We start from the raw sequence: 1,791 nt of genomic DNA, 5'->3' as shown, positions 1-1,791 counted from the left end.
GGCCATCCTCTCCTCTTGCTCCTCCTCATCAGGTTCGCTGCCTCGCCGGAAGTCAAAAGAGATACATGTTAGATGTTACATATTATCTTTTAAATAACTACCCATGGTTATAAATAACCACACCAGATACTCGTTTAGAAAGCATCATTCAATTATGTGAGATATGATGAATGAAATATCTATAACTTCCTGCCAACAAATAGTTTTAAGCGAAGATATTTACTCCAACAAAGCTATTGCTGCTAAAAGAACATCAATATTATCGATTTATTTAGATGGTTGTGAGTACTGGATAAAAATAGGCATATTCTCCTTTTCTTGCTCTTTCATATTGCATAGCAGAGAAAGTGCAAAATATCAGTAAGAAGAGGTTAAAGAGGAACAGTGCACAGAAAAACAATATAACAGTATATGAATAGTTGATTGAAACAATTTCTTTCATATGCCACTCTTTCTCGAAAATTGAGAAGACCAAAAGTATGGTTGGTGTAATATCTCGACGATAAAAGTACGGCTTTATTTTTGATACGGATTCTATATAATAATAATTAGTGTGGACGATAATATATTCCAGTGGACGCTTCTCTTCCTCAAGTGTAATATAGATACGCAGCGACTGCATAGATGGATACGAAGTGTGGGTAGATTGTGCCACTTTAAAATAAAATGTCTTGCCATTGTGATCTGTTTGGGAAACGAAGTATGTGGCTCCAAAAACGATGTGTAAATTGAGATCTCCTTTCTTAGGACGGTCCCCTTTTAAGTGAGAATGGAGCGTAATAACCTTAAGCCTGGCTTTATTAGACAAGGATTTGGTGTTTAGGACCTTTAGGACGGGTGTTCCATTTTCTATGTGGTTAATCAGCAGGTCTTGGTTGTCGTATAGATTAAAGCCAAAGACTGACACGGAAAGAACATCTTTGTGCTCCTTCATATGCTTATTGTATTTTGGTTGAATGAACTCATCATCCTTCAAGATTACAGACTGAACGTAGGCACCGGACCCGTCTTTTAGAGTAATTAATATGTCTGTGTTGTCTGTTCCCTCCACATCAGCTAGAAATAGGCCTGTGGGCATTCCATTCTTGTCCTTCAGGACGGCTTCTGTATCAAATATACTACGTATGCTTATTTCTCTGGTAGCTTTCTGCTCGAAAACTTTGCCGGACTCTACTCCTTGAAAGTATTTCAAGGCTTTTATTTCGTTGGAGAGCTTTGATTTGTCTACAGTATTCAAGTTCTCATGTATTTTAATATGCGATTTGCCATCCTCTACACAGACGTATATTAAGTCAAAGGTCTGCGATTTGTTGTTGTTTAGGAAGAGTGCTGGTCCCATCTGGTCGGGTAACGGCATCGTTTGGACCAGCTTAGGCTTTTCGGAATAAAAATCGTAAATACGCAGGAATCTTTTGCCTTTTTCTATCGTAGAGAGAACAAGATTAGGTTTCAAGTCTCCAGTAAGGTCTATAATAGAGCTTGTGTGCTCTGGGTGGAGTATTACATCCAGCCTAAAGTCTTCCTTCTCTACTATGGTGGGCTCATCGGATGAGTCCTTGTCGATCTGGTAAAATCTAGTGTCTTTGCCATCACATATGACTACAAGCTGCTTGAGTGTCTCGGGATCTGCTACCAGAAAAGGGGCTGCAGTAGCAACCGGAAATGAGAGCAGCTCCTTTTCGTAATTATAAATAAAACTGTGGAAATTTTTACCTTCTTTCAGAGTTACCAGGAAAGACATACCAGACCCTACAAAATTATCTGAAACAACATTTACGATATCTCCTCGCT

General features: G+C 38.8%; 1 protein-coding gene. It reads right to left on the bottom strand.

Features of this window, described 5'->3' with window-relative positions; all coding sequences use genetic code 11:
- Positions 1–271 precede the first annotated feature (271 nt).
- A partial coding sequence (locus QRY16_RS21860) for a hypothetical protein (protein WP_289778048.1) occupies positions 272–1,791 on the bottom strand: 1,520 nt, incomplete at its 5' end.

Source organism: Mixta mediterraneensis (assembly GCF_030283135.1).
Classification (GTDB): Bacteria; Pseudomonadota; Gammaproteobacteria; order Enterobacterales; family Enterobacteriaceae; genus Pantoea; species Pantoea mediterraneensis.
Note: the sequence above shows the minus strand (reverse complement) of the source record. Positions and strands in the feature narration are given on the sequence as shown.